The 18,514-nt window shown below is 62.4% G+C and carries 15 protein-coding genes; 4 read left to right on the forward strand and 11 right to left on the reverse strand.

The annotated features are described in order from the left end of the window. Positions 1-44: 44 nt before the first annotated feature. Complete coding sequence (locus tag DNK06_RS00600) at positions 45-2,108, forward strand: EAL domain-containing response regulator (RefSeq protein WP_131178109.1); 2,064 nt, start codon at positions 45-47, stop codon at positions 2,106-2,108. Positions 2,109-2,183: 75 nt separating this feature from the next. Here the strand turns inward: DNK06_RS00600 and serB are convergent, their stop codons facing one another. After that, on the reverse strand, positions 2,184-3,398 hold the full coding sequence (gene serB, locus DNK06_RS00605; protein WP_131178110.1) for a phosphoserine phosphatase SerB: 1,215 nt from the start codon (positions 3,396-3,398) through the stop codon (positions 2,184-2,186). Between the two features lie 179 nt (positions 3,399-3,577). Here serB and DNK06_RS00610 point away from each other — a divergent pair, with 179 nt between their 5' ends. Then, positions 3,578-5,098 (forward strand): AhpA/YtjB family protein, encoded by a 1,521-nt coding sequence (locus DNK06_RS00610; protein ID WP_131178111.1) that lies wholly within the window; start codon positions 3,578-3,580, stop codon positions 5,096-5,098. Between the two features lie 544 nt (positions 5,099-5,642). Here DNK06_RS00610 and DNK06_RS00615 read toward each other — a convergent pair. From DNK06_RS00615 to DNK06_RS00660, 10 genes are all read right to left on the reverse strand, one after another. Next, a complete protein-coding gene (locus tag DNK06_RS00615; protein ID WP_013793202.1) occupies positions 5,643-5,858 on the reverse strand; it encodes a TOBE domain-containing protein in 216 nt (71 codons plus the stop codon). 123 nt (positions 5,859-5,981) lie between these two features. After that, positions 5,982-6,782 carry an aliphatic sulfonates ABC transporter ATP-binding protein gene (gene ssuB, locus DNK06_RS00620; RefSeq protein WP_131178112.1) on the reverse strand — a complete coding sequence of 267 codons (801 nt, stop codon included), beginning with the start codon at positions 6,780-6,782 and terminating at the stop codon, positions 5,982-5,984. Beyond that, positions 6,779-7,573 carry an aliphatic sulfonate ABC transporter permease SsuC gene (ssuC, locus tag DNK06_RS00625; protein ID WP_131178113.1) on the reverse strand — a complete coding sequence of 265 codons (795 nt, stop codon included), beginning with the start codon at positions 7,571-7,573 and terminating at the stop codon, positions 6,779-6,781. Before ssuC ends, ssuB begins: the two co-directional genes overlap by 4 nt. Positions 7,574-7,624: 51 nt before the next feature. Continuing rightward, complete coding sequence (gene ssuD, locus DNK06_RS00630) at positions 7,625-8,773, reverse strand: FMNH2-dependent alkanesulfonate monooxygenase (RefSeq protein ID WP_131178114.1); 1,149 nt, start codon at positions 8,771-8,773, stop codon at positions 7,625-7,627. A 58-nt stretch (positions 8,774-8,831) separates the two neighbouring features. After that, positions 8,832-9,809: a sulfonate ABC transporter substrate-binding protein gene (locus DNK06_RS00635; RefSeq protein ID WP_131178115.1), complete on the reverse strand. Its 978-nt coding sequence runs from the start codon at positions 9,807-9,809 to the stop codon at positions 8,832-8,834. 109 nt (positions 9,810-9,918) lie between these two features. Then, a complete protein-coding gene (gene ssuE, locus DNK06_RS00640; RefSeq protein WP_131178116.1) occupies positions 9,919-10,506 on the reverse strand; it encodes an NADPH-dependent FMN reductase in 588 nt (195 codons plus the stop codon). 9 nt (positions 10,507-10,515) lie between these two features. Continuing rightward, complete coding sequence (locus tag DNK06_RS00645) at positions 10,516-11,154, reverse strand: peroxiredoxin (RefSeq protein ID WP_131178117.1); 639 nt, start codon at positions 11,152-11,154, stop codon at positions 10,516-10,518. A gap of 161 nt (positions 11,155-11,315) precedes the next feature. Beyond that, entirely contained in the window at positions 11,316-11,867 is a 552-nt protein-coding gene (locus tag DNK06_RS00650) for a sugar O-acetyltransferase (RefSeq protein WP_131178118.1), read from the reverse strand. A 321-nt stretch (positions 11,868-12,188) separates the two neighbouring features. Next, positions 12,189-13,538 carry an OprD family porin gene (locus DNK06_RS00655; RefSeq protein WP_131178119.1) on the reverse strand — a complete coding sequence of 450 codons (1,350 nt, stop codon included), beginning with the start codon at positions 13,536-13,538 and terminating at the stop codon, positions 12,189-12,191. Positions 13,539-14,256: 718 nt separating this feature from the next. Then, positions 14,257-16,614 carry a DNA polymerase II gene (locus DNK06_RS00660; RefSeq protein WP_131178120.1) on the reverse strand — a complete coding sequence of 786 codons (2,358 nt, stop codon included), beginning with the start codon at positions 16,612-16,614 and terminating at the stop codon, positions 14,257-14,259. A gap of 398 nt (positions 16,615-17,012) precedes the next feature. On the opposite strand from DNK06_RS00660, the gene DNK06_RS00665 reads away from it, so the two are divergent. Further along, entirely contained in the window at positions 17,013-17,648 is a 636-nt protein-coding gene (locus tag DNK06_RS00665; RefSeq protein ID WP_131178121.1) for a class I SAM-dependent methyltransferase, read from the forward strand. Between the two features lie 163 nt (positions 17,649-17,811). After that, positions 17,812-18,402 (forward strand): transcriptional regulator BetI, encoded by a 591-nt coding sequence (betI, locus tag DNK06_RS00670; RefSeq protein ID WP_131178122.1) that lies wholly within the window; start codon positions 17,812-17,814, stop codon positions 18,400-18,402. Positions 18,403-18,514: the final 112 nt, after the last annotated feature.

Genomic DNA, 18,514 nt, shown 5'->3' on the forward strand with positions numbered 1-18,514 from the left:
TTCCTGCTTTCTTCTGCTGTTTTATCGCAGATTCGACTTCGCTAATGGCCATCGAAAAGAAAACCATCCGCCTGCTGATTCTCGAAGACTCGCAGAACGAGGCCGAGCGTCTCGTCAGCCTGTTCCGCAACGCCGGTAATGCGACTCGCGTACACCGCCTGACCTCCAGCGAGGATCTGCTCGAAGCCCTCGAGAACAACTGGGATCTGCTGATCTGCGCACCGCTCAGCGAATGCCTGGAACCTCATGAGGCCCTCGCCTCCATTCGCCGTCAGGGCAAAGACATTCCGGTCATCCTGTTGCTGGCTGACAATGAGCCCGATAGCGTGACCGAAGCGCTCATGCTGGGTGCTCAGGATGCCCTGCCCCAGGGTGAAGATGAGCGCCTGGTGCTGGTCGCTCGTCGCGAACTGGTCAACCTCGAGGAACGTCGCGCACGCCGCGCCGCCGAGGTAGCCCTGCGCGAGGCGGAGAAGCGCTGCCAACTGCTGCTGGACAGTTCGGTCGATGCCATCGCCTATGTGCACGACGGCATGCATATCTATGCCAACCGCGCCTATCTCGAATTGTTCGGCTTCGACGACGCCGAAGAGCTGGAAGGCCTGCCGATGATCGATCTGATCGGCAGCGCCGACCAGAGTGCCTTCAAGGACTTCCTGAAAAACCACCAGCATCTGGACAACACCGAGCTGGCCTGCGCGGGCGTGCGCACCGACGACAGCACCTTCTCGGCGCGCGTCACGCTGTCTCCAGCGGCGTACGACGGCGAACCCTGCATTCAGGTGGTGATTCGTGCCGAAAGTGGCAACGCCGAGCTGGAAGAGAAGCTACGGGAAATCAGCAGTCAGGATCTGGTGACCGGCCTGTATAACCGCGCCCACTTCATCGAGCTGATGGACACGGCTGCCCACCGCGCCGTCAACGACGAGCAATCAGCGAGCCTGGCCTACATTCGTGTCGACCGTTATGCCGCCCTGCTCGCTGAAATGGGCCTCGGGGCCATCGATCTGCTGCTTACCGACCTGGCCACCCTGCTCCGCGCGCATTTCCCGCAGGATGCACACCTGGCGCGCTTCGGGGACGATGTGTTCGCCGTTTTGCAGACGGGCATGTCGCCACAGCAACAGCGCCCGCAGCTCGAAGCCCTGCTGAAAAAAACCGAAGGACATCTGTTCGACATCAACGGGCGCACCGCACAGACCACCCTGTCGATCGGCGTTGCGGGTCTCAACGAAACCACGCCCAAGGCCGGAGAAGTCATCGACCGCGCCCAGCGCTGCGCCGACCAGATCGACGAGCCCGGCACCCTCAAGCTGTTCGACCCGGCTGAAGAATTGGCTGCGGCTGCAAGCCGCGGCAGCGTGGTGGCCATGGTGCAGCAAGCCCTTGAGCAGAACAGCTTCCGCCTGCTGTTCCAGCCGGTCATCAGTCTGCGTGGCGATGAACACGAACACTATGAAGTGCTGCTGCGCCTGCTAAGCCCTTCGGGGCAGGAAGTCCCGCCCGGACAATTCCTCGCCGTGGCCAGGGAAGCGGGAATGGGCGAAAGGATCGACCGCTGGGTGATCCTCAGCTCGATCAAACTGCTCGCCGATCACCGCTCCAAGGGGCACGCGACTCGCCTGTTCGTGCATCTTTCCAATGCCAGCCTGCAGGATCAGACGCTGCTGCCGTGGCTCAGCGTTGCCCTGAAAGCCGCGCGCCTGCCATCCGATGCGCTGGTATTCCAGTTCAGCGAGCCGGACGCCATCGCCTATCTGAAACAGGCAAAAGCGCTGGCCCAGGGCCTCAAGGATCTGCACTGTCATATCGCCCTGAGCCAGTTCGGCTGCGCACTGAACCCATTCAACACGCTCAGGCACCTGCCCGTCGATTTCGTCAAAATCGACGGCTCCTTCTCCAAGGATCTGACCGACCCGGCCAACCAGGAAGCCCTGAAAACCATGCTGGCCAGCCTGCACAGCCAGGCCAAGCTGACCATCGTGCCGTTCGTGGAATCCGCCAGCGTGCTCGCCACGCTGTGGCAGGCCGGCACGAACTACATCCAGGGCTACTACCTGCAGGGCCCGAGTCAGTCGATGAACTACAACTTCTCGGCCGACGAATAAGCGAACGGAGCGAAAGGGTCTGTTAGCGCTCCGGCGCGGTCATGCTGAATCATTAACAGACCCGCGTCACCCGTCTTATTCCTGTCCGTCGCGGTCGCGAAAACCCAGCAGATAAAGGATGCCATCCAGCCCCAGGGTGGAAATCGCCTGCTTGGCCGACTGTTTGACCAGTGGCTTGGCGCGGAACGCCACACCCAAACCGGCGATGGCCAGCATCGGCAGGTCATTGGCGCCATCGCCGACAGCGATGGTCTGCTCCAGACGCAGCCCCTCTTTATGCGCCAGCTCGCGCAGCAGATCCGCCTTGCGCTGCGCATCGACGATGGGCTCGACGGCTACGCCGGTGACCTTGCCATCGATCACTTCCAGCTCGTTGGCGAATACGTAATCGATGCCCAGCCTGGCCTGCAGCTGCTTGGCGAAGTAGGTGAAGCCGCCGGACAGGATGGCCGTCTTGTAGCCCAGGCGCTTGAGCTCGGCGAACAGGTTCTCGGCACCTTCGGTCAGGCGCAGCGACGCGCCGATCTCGTCCAGCACGCCGACATCCAGGCCCTTGAGCAGCGCCAGGCGCTCCTTGAAGCTGGCACGGAAGTCCAGCTCGCCGCGCATCGCCCGCTCGGTAATTTCCGACACCTGCTCACCAACGCCGGCAGCCTTGGCCAGCTCGTCGATCACTTCCGCCTCGATCAGCGTGGAATCCATGTCGAACACCGCCAGGCGGCGGTTACGGCGGAACAACGAATCGGCCTGGAAGGCGATATCGACATTCAGCTCCTGGGCCACGCTGAGGAATTCGGCACGCAGGGCAGCCGAATCGCTGGGCTCGCCACGCACGGAAAATTCGATGCAGCCCTTGCCCTGCTCCGCCGGCATGTCCAGCGGCATGCGCCCGGACAACCTGTCGATATGATCGATGTTCAAGCCGTACTTGGCCGTGATCGCGCTGACGCGCTGCAACTGCTCGGCGGTGACCTTGCGGGTCAACAGCGTCACGCTATGCCGCGCCTTGCCCTGGCCGGCGACCCAACTCTGGTAATCGTCTTCCGATACCGGCGTGAAACGCACCTGCTGGTCGAGCTTGTAGGCGGTGAAGAGGATGTCCTTGAGCACCGAGGATGCGCGCTCGTTATCGGGGATTTCCACCAGGATGCCGAACGACAGGGTGTCGTGGATGACTGCCTGGCCGATGTCGAGGATGTTCACGCCACCTTGGGCCAATACGCCGGTAATGGCAGCCGTGAGGCCAGGCCGATCTTCACCGGTAATGTTGATCAGGACGATTTCGCGCAAGGCGTACTCCGGAGCTCGCAGGACAATGAACGGTCTGCCGAACGGCGATGTGCAGCAGGGCCGGTGAAAAGCGCACATTCTAACCACTTTCAACACATCCCGAACACGCGCGGCGCTTTGCCCTGCGCGGGTCGCTCGCTATACTGCGCGGCACCTACAGTCGACATGAGCCGAGCTCTGTGAACCGGCCCGCCCCCGTAAAGCCCGATAATTTCTTCCTTCTGCTTTTCCGTGCACTGCGCCAACGTCGCGTGCCGCTGGCATTGCGCATCGTCAGTCACAGTTTGCTGCTGGTGGCCATGGCGCTGGTGATCTATGCCTGGGTGATTGGCATGCAGTTCAAGCAGGCCATGCAGCAGCAGGCCGAAGCCCTGGGCAGCAGCCTGATCACGCAGACGGCGGCCTCGGCTACCGAGCTGCTGGTGTCCAACGACATCCTCAGCCTCAACGTGCTGCTCAACAACCTGGTGAAGAACCCGCTGGTGGCCCACGCAGCCATCTACAGCGTGGATAACCGCATCCTCGCCGAAGCCGGCACGCGCCCGAGCAAGAGCATGCTCGGCGAAACCGAAGGTTTGTACTCCACCCCCATCACCTTCCAGGAAGTGATGGCCGGACAATTGCGCATCAGCCTCGACATGCAGCAATTCCAGCAGCCGATGACCATCAGCCTGCAGAGCATGGGCATTCTCAGCCTGATCCTGCTGGCACTGACGCTCTCCCTGAGCCTGCGCCTGGGCCGACAGATCTCCACGCCACTGCTGCAGCTGCGCGTCTGGTTGCGCGACCCGGATGATCCTGCCCCAGGTGCCGGTCGCCAGGACGAAATCGGCGAGCTGGCGCGCCAGCTGCAAGCCCGCCTGGTGCCGGAAAAGCCGGAACCGGAGCCTGAGTTCGACGACCTCGACGATCTGGACGAGCAGTTCCTGGATGACGCGGATGAAGACGAAGACGATCGCGACGACGAGCCGCACTTCGAGGTTCGCGACCTGCGCGACACTCGCTTCGACGCCGACGATTACGATCCACCGAGCCGCGGACGTGCCGAGGACGCTGACGACGATGCGTTCGCCGATTTGTATGACAGCGACGAAACGCCTGCTCACATCGCCCCGACGCCACCTGCAGCGCCACAGAAAAGTGCCGTGCTGGCCGTCCAGCTGGGCGCCCAGGAACAGCTGCGTCGCCTGCCGCGCACGCGCCTGATGGAGCTGCTGCAAAGCTACCGCGACTGCCTGGATAAAGCCGCGACCCTGTACAAGGCCGAGTTGCACACCCTGAACGATGGCAGCAGCCTGATGCTGTTCCACCATCAGGACAGCCAGGACGATTACCTGACCCACGCCATCTGCTGCGGCGAACTGCTGCGTGCCCTGGGCCACGCCCTGCAGATCGAGGTTGCCGACAGCGGTATCACCCTGCATCTGCAGCTCGGCCTGACCCTGGGCGAAGACCTGCAGGATCTCGGTCAAGGTGACCTGCTGCTGAGCGAAACCGCGCAGGATGCCCTGGCGCTTTCCCAGCACAGCCGTAATCTGCTGCTGGTCGAACGCCGCGTGGGCGAAGATGCCACGCTACGCCAGCGCGCCCGCATCCGCGCCATCGCCAGCCCCGAGGGCGCCAGCTGCGTCGAGCGCCTGCTCGATCCCTATCCGGCGTTGCTCGAACGGCAAATGGCCCGGCTGCGCGAAGAGCGCTAAGAACCTGCTCACGATCTGCTGCGTGTCACCTGCAGACGTATCATGTTCGACCGCAAGAAGGCGATAGCGGCCGTTCGAAATTTGTATCGGATGTGCCGGCCAAATGTCGGATTACGCTTCGCTAATCCAACCTACGAGGCCATGGCACGAATGTAGCCTGGATTAGCCGCAGGCGTAATCCGGGGCCGAAGGCCTGATCCTTCGTTCAACGCGGATCATCGATCCGGCCGCTATCGTCTTGTAGCGTCCTGTCAGGCATTACGCAACGCCCACGAAAAGGCCGGCGCAAGGCCTAATGCCAGTCAGTTAAGCGTTTGGCCCGCAAAACGGCGGTTTGTCCTGGCCCTGTAGGAGCCGCGCCCCCGCGGCGAATAGTGAGCACGCCGCGGATTTTGCAGGATGGCCACCATCGCATCGCTCCGAGGACGACGCTCCTACACGGGCGGCGGTTTGCCGCTCATCTGTAGGTGCCCTCCCGGCTCCATACAAAACCTTATCTGATCGGCATTAGGCGCAAGGCCGGCCGTTTTCCCACGTCAAGCGATCAGAGCTTGGCGATGGACACTTCCGTCGACTTCACGAAGGCGATCACTTCGCTGCCCACGCCCAGCTCCAGCTCGCGCACGGAACGGGTAGTGATCACCGAAGTAACGATGCCTGCAGCGGTCTGCACGTCGATTTCCGATAGTACGTCGCCTTCGACGATTTCCTTGATGGTGCCTTTGAACTGGTTACGAACGTTGATGGCTTTAATGGTCATGTCAAATTTCTCCTGGGGTCGAATTTAGCGGCAAGCTTCAAGCTGCAAGCGACAAGAGAGCGCTCAGGCTTTTACTTGCAGCTTGTGGGGGGCGGCTATCCGCCTTGAAGCTTGTCGCTGCTTTTAAAGCGCCCAGCGCAGTTGCGTCGGGAGCGGTGAAACGGGATCGGGCTGCGGTGGTAGCTCGGGCAGTTGCAGAACGCGGTTGAGCACCTCGGCCTCCAGCGAGGCGAGGCGTGCCGAGCCCTTGTTGCGTGGGCGCGGCAGGTTCACTTCGAGATCCAGGCCGACCTGGCCGTCTTCGATCAGAATGACCCGGTCAGCGGTCGCGACGGCTTCGCTGACGTCGTGGGTGACCAGCAGCACGGTAAAACCGTGCTTCTGCCACAGGCTTTCGATCAACTGCTGCATTTCGATACGGGTCAGGGCATCCAGTGCACCCAGCGGCTCGTCGAGCAGCAGCAGGCGTGGTTCATGAATCAGCGCACGAGCCAGGGCCACGCGTTGTTTCTGGCCACCGGACAGCGCCGCCGGCCATTCGTTGGCGCGCTCGCCCAGGCCGACAGCTTCCAGCACCTGCTGAGCCTTGGGGCGCCAGTCACCGGTGAGGCCGAGGCCGACGTTGTCGATCACGCGTTTCCACGGCAGCAGACGCGCTTCCTGAAACATCAGACGGGTGTCGTCGCGGGTCGCGGCCAGGGTGCCGTTGCCGGCCAGCAGCTCGCCGCCAGTGGGCTGATCGAGGCCGGCGAGCAGACGCAGCAGGGTGCTCTTGCCGCAACCACTGCGCCCGACCACGGCAACGAACTGACCGGAAGGAATGCGCAGGTCGATGTCCTTGAGTACCTGGCGTTCGCCAAAGGATTTCTGAATGCCGCGGATAGTCAGCGGCGTGCCCCGTTTGAGGCTATGCAAAGCGGTCATTTCGCACCTGCCTTGGCCTGATAGGCCGGATGCCAACGCAACCAGGCACGTTCAAGTCCACGGGCGGCAACGTCGGCCAGCTTGCCGAGCACCGCGTATAGCAGAATCGCCAGCACCACCACGTCGGTCTGCAGGAATTCACGGGCGTTCATCGCCAGGTAACCGATGCCGCTGCTGGCGGAAATGGTTTCGGCGACGATCAGGGTCAGCCACATCAGGCCGAGGGCGAAACGCACACCGACCAGAATCGATGGCAGCGCACCCGGGAGGATCACCTGCCGGAACAGCGCGAAGCCGGACAGACCATAGCTGCGCGACATCTCCACCAGCGCCGGGTCGACGTTGCGGATGCCGTGGTAAGTATTCAGGTAGATGGGGAACAGCGTGCCGAGGGCGACCAGGAAAATCTTCGCGCTCTCATCGATACCGAACCACAGGATCACCAGCGGAATCAGTGCCAGGTGCGGCACGTTGCGGATCATCTGCACCGAGCTGTCGATCAGGCGCTCACCCCATTTCGACAAGCCCGTGATGAACCCCAGCGCCAGGCCGATGCCGCCGCCAATGGCGAAGCCAACGCCAGCGCGCCAACCGCTGATCGCCAGGTGCGTCCAGATCTCGCCACTGGACAGCAGTTGCCAGCCGGCCTCGAATACCGCGCTGGGTGCCGGCAGAATACGCGTGGACAGCAGCCCCAGGGCTACCGAACCCTGCCAGGCGACCAGCAGCGCCACGGGCAGCGCCCATGGCGCCAGGCGCAGGGCCAGGTTATGGAAAGACGTGTTGCTCATTGCATACCTCAATCATCACGGGATGGCCGGGCGTCCAGGCCCGGCAGCGTTTCAACTGGCCGAAGCCGCCTTGGGCAGGATGTCGTTGGCGACCATTTCACCGAACGGGCTGACATAGTTCGCACCTTCCGGCAGCGCCGGGCGGTTCACATCCAGGTGCGGGAACAGCAGCTCGGCGACCCGATAAGATTCTTCGAGGTGCGGATAACCGGAGAAGATGAAAGTATCGATGCCCAGCGCGGCGTATTCCTTGACCCGCTCGGCGACCGTAGGGCCATCGCCGACCAGCGCGGTACCGGCACCACCGCGCACCAGGCCGACGCCTGCCCACAGGTTGGGTGACACTTCCAGATTGTCCTTGCTGCCGCCGTGCAGGGCAGCCATGCGCTGCTGGCCGACCGAGTCGAAGCGCGCCAGGGACGCCTGGGCACGGGCGATGGTGTCGTCGTCGACATGGGCGATCAGCTTGTCGGCGGCTTGCCAGGCTTCCTCGTTGGTTTCCCGGACGATCACGTGCAGACGAATGCCGAAGCGCACTTCACGGCCCTGGGCCGCGGCTTTCTCGCGCACTGCGGCGATCTTCTCGGCCACCGCAGCCGGTGGCTCGCCCCAGGTCAGGTACAGCTCGACCTGCTCGGCGGCGAGATCCTGCGCCGCTTCCGAGGAACCGCCGAAATACAGTGGCGGACGCGGTTGCTGGATCGGCGGGTAAAGCAGCTTGGCGCCCTTCACCTGGATGTGTTTGCCGTCGTAATCGACCACCTCGCCTTCCAGCACACGGCGCCAGATGCGGGTGAACTCGACGGACGCTTCGTAACGCTCGGCGTGGGACAGGTTCAGACCGTCACCCGCCAGTTCGTCCGGGTCACCGCCGGTAACCAGATTGAACAGCGCACGGCCGCCAGACAGACGATCCAGGGTCGCGGCCTGGCGCGCGGCCACGGTCGGAGAAATGATGCCCGGACGCAGGGCAACGAGGAACTTCAGACGCTGGGTCACCGGGATCAGCGAGGCGGCGACCAGCCAGGAATCCTCGCAGGAACGACCGGTGGGAATCAGTACGCCGCCGAAACCGAGGCGGTCGGCAGCCTGGGCGATTTGCTGCAGGTAACCGTGGTCAACGGCGCGGGCCCCTTGCGAGGTACCGAGATAATGGCCGTCGCCGTGGGTCGGCAGAAACCAGAAAATGTTCAGACTCATGGAGTGGTCTCCTTGGGATTGGGTCGCTGCGTGGCCGCCGGCCACGCAGCTGGATGTCTTACTGCTGGGTTTTCTGAGCAGCCGCGAGCGATGCTGGCCGAGTCCAGATCACGTCCTTGATGCTCAACTTCTTGGGAATCAGTTTCAGCTCGGTGAAGGTGTCGGCGATCTTCTGCTGCGCCGCCACCACTTCCGGAGTAAGCGTCGCAGCGCCGTAGCCCTGGCGCTTCACTGCGATCGAGGTGATGTCCTTGGGCAGACCAAGCAGTGGTGCCACCAGATCGGTGACCGCATCCGGGTCGGCCTTGGAGTCTTCACCCACGGCACGCACTTCCTCGATCAGCACGTTGAGTACCGCTGGGTTCTTCTCGGCGTAGGGCTTGGTCGCCAGGTAAAACTGATGGTTGTCGACCAGGCCTTCGCCATCGCGCAGGGTGCGCGCCTGCAACTGCTGCTCGGCGGCCGCCTGGAAGGGATCCCAGATGACCCAGGCGTCGACGCTGCCACGCTCGAACGCCGCGCGGGCATCGGCGGGCGGCAGGTAAACGGGCTGAATGTCGCTGTATTTCAGGCCGGCATCTTCCAGGGCACGTACCAGCAGGTAGTGCACGTTGGAGCCTTTATTCAGGGCGACCTTCTTGCCTTTGAGCTCGGCCACCGACTTGAGCGGCGAATCCTTGGGAACCAGAATCGCTTCGCTGTGTGGTGCTGGTGGTTCGTAGGCCACGTAGAGCAGATCGGCACCGGCCGCCTGGGCGAATACCGGCGGCGTTTCACCGGTTACGCCGAAATCCACCGAGCCGACGTTCAGACCTTCGAGCAGTTGCGGACCACCCGGAAACTCCGTCCATTTGACGTCCACGCCCTTTTCGGCAAGACGCTTCTCCAGCGTGCCCTTGGCCTTGAGAAGCACCAGGGTGCCGTATTTCTGATAGCCGATACGCAGTGTCTCGGCTTGAGCGTGAGTAATGGCGCCGAAGGAAATGGCCGCGGCAAACAAGGCGACCAGACTCCGACGCAAAGTGATAGTGCGCATGGCGCTCTCCTCTGCATTGAGTATTTGGCCACCTGCCGCCTCGTTGTCGGGCTAGTAAGGTGGGTAATGGATGGAAAACCACCCATAGGAATGTGTGTGAATCGTTGCCTCAGGCGCTCCAGCGCCCGCTGATCAGGCGTTCGTTCAACAAGCCCGGCTCGATCGGTTGTGGCCGGCGGTTGAGCGCCTGAATCAGGTGTTGCAAGGCGTCATCCAGACGCTGTTCCAGTACCGGTAGCAGATCGGCCCCGGTGTCGGTGTAGGCGATCTGGCTGTCATCGGCGAAAACGCCGTGCAGCACTTCCTGAGCCTTGAGCGCGGACAGCACCGGTTTCAGGGCGTAATCCACGGCCAGCATGTGTGCGCTGCTGCCGCCAGTGGCGATTGGCAGCACCACCTTGTGGTGCAGGGCGCGCTCGGGCAGCACATCGAGCAGGGTTTTCAATGCCCCGGAAAACGAGGCCTTGTACACCGGTGTCGCCACGATCAGCCCATCAGCGGCGGCCACATGGGCCTGCAGCCCCTGAATCCGCGGGCTGTCGAAACGGGCGAAGAGCAGATCCTCAGCCTCGAAGTCGCGCACCTGATAGGTCACCACCTCGACGCCATGGGATTGCAGCCACTGCCGCGCCCTATCGAGCAGCACGTTCGAGCGCGACTTCCGGCTCGGACTGCCGCCCAGTAAAACCACCAACATGGGACGTCCTTACTTGTTCGGTTGCGGGGTGAGGCGCAGGTACGGCTTCACCGCCCGGTAACCTTTGGGGAAACGCTGCTTGATCTCGTCTTCGTCTTTCAGCGAGGGCACGATCACCACGTCGTCGCCGTCCTGCCAGTTGGCTGGAGTGGCCACCTTGTGGCTGTCGGTGAGTTGCAGCGAGTCGACCACACGCAAAATTTCGTTGAAGTTTCGGCCCGTGCTCGCCGGGTAGGTGATGGTCAGGCGAACCTTCTTGTTCGGGTCGATGACGAATAGCGAACGCACGGTCAGGGTATCGTTGGCGTTAGGGTGGATGAGGTCGTAGAGCTCGGAAACCTTGCGATCGGCATCGGCCAGGATCGGGAAGTTGACCGCCGTGTTCTGGGTCTCGTTGATGTCGTCGATCCACTTCACGTGGGAATCCACCGGGTCGACGGACAAAGCGATGGCCTTGAGATTGCGCTTGGCGAATTCGTCTTTCAGCTTGGCGGTGAAGCCCAGCTCGGTAGTGCACACCGGAGTGAAGTCTGCCGGATGAGAAAACAGAATGCCCCACTGGCTGCCCAGCCACTCGTGGAAGCGGATACGGCCTTCGCTGGAATCCTGTTCGAAGTCAGGGGCGATGTCGCCAAGGCGGATGCTCATGCTGTGTGCTCCTTCAGTGAGTCGTTGCGTGGCGCTCACTATGCTCAGGAACACAAAATATTAAAAAGAATAAATAATGATTTATTTATAACCAAAACAACAATCACACCGACAGGCCCATTGCGCATAGTCAACAGCGGGCCTGCCCAACCTGATGGCTGTCAGCCGAGCACGCGCGCCGGATTACCCACCACCGTCGCTCCTGCAGGAATGTCGCGGGTAACCACACTGCCAGCGCCGATCAATGCGTTGTCACCGACAGTCACGCCCGGCAGGATCAGCGCACCCGCCCCAATCCACACGTTGCGGCCGATTTTTACCGGTCGGCCGAATTCCAGACCGGATTCGCGTTCGGCGGGGTCGCGCGGGTGATCGGCGGTGAGGATCTGCACACCCGGGCCGATCTGGGTCTTGTCGCCAATACTCACGGCCACCACGTCGAGAATCACGCAGTTGAAGTTGATGAACACCTCGTCACCCAGGCTGATATTGAAGCCGTAGTCGCAGTGAAACGGCGAACGCACCACCACGCCTCGGCCAATCGTAGCCAGGCGTTCGGCCAACACCTGGGTGCGCTCGGCAGGTGACAGGCCGAGGTTGCCGTTGTAGCGCGCCAGCCAGGCAATGGTTGCGGCGCTCTCGGCCTGCAGTTCGGGATCGCTGGCCAGATAGAGTTCACCGATCAGCATTTTGTGTTTTTCACTGAGTGCCATGGCTCGTTGCCCCTTCGCGAATGTTCAGTAAAGAACGTTCGGGCACCCATGGGTTCCGGCGATCGGACCACATGGTCTTTGCAAATCAATTCGCAGGTACGGCACCAAGTAGCAGATCTCTGGTGTGCGACGGCCGCTGGGGGTGCCAAAACGCAGGCAAAAAAAACCGGGCAAATGCCCGGCAAGATTCCACCACGAGGAATGGGGTCGCGCGATCGAAGCGGCTAGCCGCCGTCGCGCTGAGCACCTACCCAAACGTGGCGCAGGCAGACTCGAATAAAAAGGGCGAGGGAAGCAACGCTTCGCCCCGCCCGAAAAACCTTACAGCAGTGGCAGGCTGTAGCTGACGATCAGACGGTTCTCGTCGACATCCGTAGTGGTCGCCACGCTGCTGCGCAGGCTGGCGTTACGCCAGGAGAAGCCCAGGCCTTTTAGCGAGCCCTGCTGCACGGTGTAGTCCAGGCGGAAATCACGCTCCCATTCCTTGCGGTCGCCTTGGGTCGAATCGATATTGTCGCCCTTGAGGTAAGTGACGATCGCCTTCAGCCCCGGCACGCCAACGGTACCGAAGTCATAGCCGTACTCGGCCAGCCAGGTGCGCTCACCGGCACTGAGGAACTTGCCGATCTGACGGTCGGTGATCAGGTAGGAGGTGGAACCGTCACCCTGGTTGAGGAACGGGAAGGCGCTGTCGCCAGAAACCTGCTGATAACCGGCACTCAGCGCATGGCCGCCGAGGCTGTAGGTGAACAGGGCGCTCCAGGTCTGGTTGTCGACTTCACCCGCAGTGACGCCATTACCGTAGTAGCCACTGCTCAGGTAGCCTTCGGCACGACCGGCAGCGCTGCCGTTCTTGCCATCGGAACTGCTGTCGAAATAACGCAGATCGGTTTTCAGGCTACCGGCCGGCAGCGCCAGGTTGTGCACCAGACCGAGGAAGTGCTGCTTGTAGAAGTCTTCCAGGTTGCCGTAGTAGTACTGCGCGGTCAGATCCTTGGTGATCTTGTAGTCACCACCGGCGAAGTAGAATTTGTTGGTATCGGCAATAGGGGTGCCAACGGGGGTGCCCGTCGGGCGAGCCGCGCCGCCAATCCGCAGGCCGACGTCATCGGTAGAAGAACGGGTCTTGGTGTGTTCCAGCTGACCAGCAGTCAGGGTCAGGCCGTCGATCTCGTTGGAGATGACCTGACCACCGTCGAACAGTTGCGGCAGCAGACGACCGTCGTTGAAGGTCACGACTGGCAGCTTCGGCTGCAGGGTGCCCAGGCGCAGCTCGGTCTTGGAGAGGCGGAACTTGGCGGTGGCGCCAGCCTTGCTGTAGTCGTTCACGGCGCTGCCATCGCTTTCCAGCGGGAACAGCGCACCCGGATTGCGATCACGATCCGCCTTGCCCACCCTGCCGCCGGAATCCAGGCGCAGGCCATACAGGCCGATCACATCGACGCCCACCCCCACGGTGCCCTCGGTGAAACCGGACTGGTAGTTGAAGATGAAGCCCTGACCCCACTCGTTCGCCTCACCAGTGTTGTCTGCAGTGTTTTTGCTGTTCAGGTCGTAATAGAAATTGCGCAGGTCGAGTTTGGCCGTGCTGTCTTCGATAAAGCCTGCGGCGCCGGCCTGTTGAGCCAGAGTGGCGATAGTGACGGCCAGGGCCAGGGTGGATTTTTTCATGTGTGATGCTCCAGGGGCATGAATCGTGAGCTGGCTCGGGCCAGACTCGATAGGCGCTAGTTATTGGCAGGTGCAAGGCTAAGCCAAGGCAGATAAAACAAAAAAGAATCAATAATTACTAACAAATTACTTTTTTGAATATGCAAGCCGTAAGCGGCCGCCCAGAAACTGTATTGGATGTGCCGGCCAAATGTCGGATTACGCTTCGCCAGGCTACGCGCCCCGATCCAGCCTACGGGATCATGGCACGAATGTAGCCTGGATTAGCCGCAGGCGTAATCCGGGGCCGAAGGCCGTGATCCATGGTTCAACGCGGGTCACCGACCGGCTGCTTGCGCCTTGTAGCATCCTGTCAGGCGCCCCTTGATTCTGACTCGCGAGATCGTGAGCCGGCTCTCAGGTCGTAGGATGGGTGAAACCCATCGGAAATTGATGGGTTTCACCCATCCTACGGGCTGGTGGATGAAAAGAGCGTCATCCACCCTACGTCCGCTTGCGCCTTGTAGCGTCCTGTCAGGCGCCCCTTGATTCTGACTCGCGAAATCGTGAGCCGGCTCTCAGGTCGTAGGATGGGTGAAACCCATCGGAAATTGATGGGTTTCACCCATCCTACGGGCTGGTGGATGAAAAGAGCGTCATCCACCCTACGTCCGCTTACGCCTTGTAGCGTCCTGTCAGGCACCCCTTGATTCTGACTCGCGAAATCGTGAGCCGGTTCTCAGAACAGCTCTAGCTGCCCACCGATCAGCGCGGTGAAATCGTCATCCACGAACGGCAGGATGGCATCGGCCACCGGCTGCAATTGCTTGGTCAGGTAGTGGCCGTAATCGATCGGCGCGCGGCGCAGCTCCAGCGGCTCAGGCCCGGCCACGCTCATCACGTAACTGATCCAGCCTCCACTCTGGTATTGCCGCGGCCGCCCCTGCTCATCGTTATGAGCATCGGCCAGACGTGCAGCCCGGACGTGGGGTGGTACGTTGCGCTGGTAATCACCGAGGCGTCGGCGCAGACGCTTGCGGTACACCAGGCGCTCGTCGAACTCGCCATTCAGAGTGCTCTGCACATAGTCGCGCACGTAATCCTGATAGGGCTGACGCTTGAAGATGCGCAGATACAGCTCCTGCTGGAACTGCCGGGCCAGCGGCGACCAGTCACTACGCACCGTTTCCAATCCCTTGAAAACCATCTCTTCGCGGCCATCGGCATGCTGGATCAGCCCGGCGTAGCGCTTCTTGCTGCCCTCTTCCATACCGCGGATGGTCGGCATCAGAAAGCGGCTGAAGTGGGTTTCGAACTGCAGTTCAAGGGCACTCTGCAAGCCGAACTCGGCCTGCAGGTGCTCGCGCCACCAGGCGTTGACCCGCTGCACCAGCCCCCGGCCGATCTGCTTGGCGTCATCCTCGGAATGGGCGCTACGCAGCCACACGAAGGTGGAGTCGGTGTCACCGTAGATCACCGCATGCCCCTCGGCCTCGATCAGCTCGCGCGTACGGCGCATCACTTCATGGCCGCGCAGGGTGATGGAGGACGCCAGGCGCGTATCGAAGAAGCGGCAACCACTGGAACCCAGCACACCATAGAAGGCGTTCATGATGATCTTCAGTGCCTGGGACAGGGGTGCGTTGCCTTCCCGTTTCGCGGCTTCCCGGCCCTCCCACACACGTTCGACGATGGCCGGCAGGCAATGCCGGGTGCGCGAAAAGCGCGCGCCGCGAAAGCCCGGTACCGAATGGGTATCCTCGGGTTGGCGCAGACCTTCGACCAGTCCCACCGGGTCGATCAGAAAGGTGCGGATCAGCGACGGGTAGAGGCTTTTGTAATCCAGTACCAGCACCGACTCGTACAGACCCGGCCGCGAATCCATGACGAAACCGCCTGGGCTGGCTTCGGGCGGGCGCTCGCCCTGGTTGGGCGCAACGAAACCCTGGCGATGCATCAGTGGCATATACAGGTGGCTGAAAGCGGCCACCGAACCACCGCTGCGATCCACCGGCAGGCCGGTGACCGTGGCCCGTTCGAGGAGGAAGGTGAGCAGTTCGGTCTTGGCGAAGATGCGCGTTACCAGCTCGCAGTCCTTGAGGTTGTAGCGGGCCAGGGCCGGCTTGTCCTCGGCGAACATGCGATTGATCTCGTCCATGCGCTGGTAGGGATTGTCGATCGCCTTGCCCTCGCCAAGCAGTTGCTGAGCGACGCTTTCCAGGCTGAAGGACTGAAAACTCCAGGTAGCCGAGCGTAGCGCCTCGATGCCATCGATGATCAGACGGCCCGGCGCACTGGCGAAGAAATGCTGCTTGGAGCCGTGCTCGCGCCAGCCCAGGGCTTCGCCGCCACGGCCGAGGCGCAGCGGCACCTGCAGGCGCTGGGCGTGCTCCTGCAGTACGCGCAGGTCGAACTGCACCAGGTTCCAGCCGATGATGGCGTCCGGATCAAAGCGTTCCAGCCAGCCATTCAAGGCTTCCAGCAACGCGGCACGGCTATCCAGATAAGCGAGGTCGAAGTCGACCTCGGTGTCGCGGTTCGGCGGCCCGAGCATGTACACCTGACGCTGGCCACAACCTTCCAGAGCGATGGAATACAGCTCGCCGCGCGCTGTGGTTTCGATATCCAGGGAGACCAGCTTGAGCTGCGGGCGATAGTCCGGCGCCGGCTTCAACTGCGCATCGATCAGCACACCCTCGTCCGTCGGCGTACCGCCGAACAGCACAGGGGCGGTGATGAAACGCTCCATCAGGTAACGCTCGGGCGGGCGGATATCGGCCTCGTAGACATCCACACCGCCCTGGCGCAAGGTCTGCTCGAGCTGGATCAAGGGGCGTTGTTGGCGGCAATACAGACCGAGCACCGGCCGCTGACGGAAATCACGCAGCTGCAGCGGGCGCAGTTCGACATCCGGCGTCTTGCCCAGCAAGGCCTCGGCACGTGCGCGGTGCTCGACGGGAATGAAGGCCACCGACCTTTGCGGCGGCAGGCGGATCAGGCGCGGGCCGTCGTCGGTCGACAGCCAGAATTCCACCTGGGTACCGGCCGGCGTGTCGCGCCAATGCCGGGTCAGGACGAAGCCCCGCTGTAGATCCACCCTGTCACCTCAAATCCTGTTCAGGGTGCGATGTTATCGCGCATCGTCACGCCCCGTCCGCGCAAAGCCGGCGCAATGCGGTTAAATGGTCACCCACGTTCTGCGTTAGGGTCTGTTGACGCTTCACACACGGCCGCGCCGGAGCCCGTTTTGCCGCGAGGCAAGGCACGAGCCGCGAAGTTTAGTGGGCTAAATGAGCCGGCGAGAAACGCAGCATCGCGGCAAAACGGGCCCGGCCCTTCGGGTGGGGCCGCCTAGGTTGCGCGGGAAATCTCGCCATGCGTCGTTGGAGGACTTGGCAAGGGAACTACCATTCCCTGCGTCCTCCGCCTAACCTGGCGATATTTCTCGCGGCAACGCGGCTCGCGTTGAAACGTCAACAGACCCTAAGGCCCGTCATGTCCCTCGACCACGATCAGCTGCAACAGATCACCACCCGCACCCTGGCTCATTACCAGGCCAGTGCCGAAGGCTTTCGCGAGGGCACCCGCGACCATGACGTCAGCCAGAACATCGAAGCGCTGCTGCGTCACACCCGCGGCACGGCACCCCTGAGCATTCTCGATTTCGGCTGTGGCCCAGGCCGCGACCTGCGCACGTTCGCGGCGCTCGGCCATCGCCCAGTCGGGCTGGACGGCTGCCCGCAATTCGTCGCCATGGCCCGCGCCGACAGCGGCTGCGAGGTCTGGCAGCAGGACTTTCTCGCCCTGAACCTACCGCCAGAACACTTCGACGGCATCTTCGCCAACGCCGTACTCTTCCATATTCCGAGCCAGGAGCTGCCGCGAGTGCTGAAGGAGCTGCTTGCCAGCCTGAAACCTGGTGGCGTGCTGTTCAGCTCCAACCCGAGGGGCGACAACAGAGAAGGCTGGAGCGGCGAACGCTACGGTGCCTGGCATGACCTGGAAAGCTGGCGCCTCCTGCTGGTTGCCGCCGGTTTCGACGAGCTGGAACATTACTACCGTCCGGCTGGCCTGCCACGCGAGCAACAGCCCTGGCTGGCCAGCGTGTGGCGCCGTCGAGATACTCCATGATGCAGGCCCACGGTCGTATCGATGAAAGCGGCCGGTGGCGCGATTGATTGGGGCAGAAGCCCAGCGGATAGCCGGCGATCACCAGCGACAGCCTCCGTTAACACACTCCGGCAGCGAGAATGCCTCTGTTAGACTGCGGCGACAGTCCCCACCGGAGAACACGATGCCCAAGGTCGGAATGCAGCCGATCCGCCGCTCGCAACTGATTGCGGCGACCCTCGAAGCCGTCGACCAGGTTGGCATGAGCGATGCCAGCATCGCCTACATCGCGCGCCTCGCCGGCGTGTCGAACGGCATCATCAGCCATTACTTCCAGGACAAGAACGGCCTGCTCGAAGCGACCATGCGCCACCTCATGCAGGCGCTGAGCGAAGCCGTGCATGCGCGCTACCGCTTGCTGCGCGAAGACACCCCGCAGGCTCGCTTGCGGGCGATCATCGACGGCAACTTCGACGAGACCCAGGTCAGCGGCCCCGCGATGAAAACCTGGCTGGCGTTCTGGGCCAGCAGCATGCATCAGCCCTCTCTGCGGCGCCTGCAGCGGGTCAACGACCAGCGCCTGTATTCCAATCTATGCGGCCAGTTCCGCCGCGTGCTGCCGCAACCCCAGGCCCGCGCCGCCGCCCGCGGCATGGCTGCCCTTATCGATGGCCTGTGGCTGCGCGGCGCGCTGTCCGGGGAGAATTTCGATACCCGCCAGGCGGCGCAGATCGCCTACGACTACCTCGACCTGCAACTGGCCAAGGCCGGCTGATTTACTCGCTGCATCCTCGCGCAATGATCGGCATCGATCGCCTGCAAGCCCCCTCTTATTAAGTAGGATGGGGCGGGCCGCGCAGGTGCAACCCGTCGATTTCTGATGGGTT

The organism is Phytopseudomonas daroniae (assembly GCF_004327285.1).
GTDB lineage: Bacteria > Pseudomonadota > Gammaproteobacteria > Pseudomonadales > Pseudomonadaceae > Aquipseudomonas > Aquipseudomonas daroniae.